Source organism: Psychrobacter sp. W2-37-MNA-CIBAN-0211 (assembly GCF_040309405.1).
In the GTDB taxonomy this organism is placed as follows: domain Bacteria; phylum Pseudomonadota; class Gammaproteobacteria; order Pseudomonadales; family Moraxellaceae; genus Psychrobacter; species Psychrobacter glaciei.
The window spans coordinates 1-334 of the sequence record NZ_JBEOOU010000069.1 but is presented as its reverse complement, the minus strand read 5'-3'; the positions used below and the strand labels follow the sequence as shown (position 1 = coordinate 334).

General features: G+C 45.5%; 1 protein-coding gene. It reads left to right on the top strand.

Going from position 1 to position 334, the window contains the following annotated elements:
* Positions 1-23: 23 nt before the first annotated feature.
* Positions 24-334: class I tRNA ligase family protein (locus AAEY72_RS14330; protein ID WP_352311175.1), on the top strand; the 311-nt coding region annotated here is incomplete at its 3' end.

Below are 334 nucleotides of genomic sequence, written 5' to 3'. Positions count from 1 at the left end.
TAGCCGATCGTTGGATCATTGGTTTGTTTAATCAAACCGTGAAAACCGTTGAAGACCACATGGCCGCTTTCCGTTTCGACTTAGCCGCTAACACCTTATACGAGTTCACTTGGAATCAATTCTGTGACTGGTATTTAGAATTAACCAAGCCTGTTATGCAAAACGGCACTGAATCGCAAATGCGCGGCACACGCCATACGTTAGTCAATGTGCTTGAAAAAATGCAGCGTCTAATGCATCCATTTATGCCATACATTACCGAAACGATTTGGCAACGCGTCAAACCGTTAGCTGGCGTAACGGGTGATACCATCATGCTGGCATCGTTCCCAAC